This is a genomic window from Undibacterium umbellatum (genome assembly GCF_014284125.1).
In the GTDB taxonomy this organism is placed as follows: domain Bacteria; phylum Pseudomonadota; class Gammaproteobacteria; order Burkholderiales; family Burkholderiaceae_D; genus Undibacterium; species Undibacterium umbellatum.
The window spans coordinates 1-252 of record NZ_JACOFX010000102.1 but is presented as its reverse complement, the minus strand read 5'-3'; the positions used below and the strand labels follow the sequence as shown (position 1 = coordinate 252).

1 protein-coding gene is annotated in these 252 nt (G+C 53.2%); it reads left to right on the top strand.

What is annotated here, in order from left to right:
- A partial coding sequence (locus tag H8L47_RS29365) for a hypothetical protein (RefSeq protein WP_222616734.1) occupies positions 1 to 252 on the top strand: 252 nt, incomplete at both ends.

Genomic DNA, 252 nt, shown 5'->3' with positions numbered 1-252 from the left:
AAGCTGACACATCCGGTCAAGTACAAAATGTCACAGTTACTGGCGGTACTGGTGCTGACACATTCTACCTGGCAGACACCATCGAAACAGGTGACAGCCTGACAGGCGGCGACGGCACAGATACCCTGATCATCGTCAACGGCGGTAACGTCACAGCCGGTGCAGCTGGTTCCTCCATCATCACTAAAGTAGAAGCCCTGCAAGTGTTGATGAACAATGCAGCCTCCGTAGTTGACTTCGCCAAACTGCCAG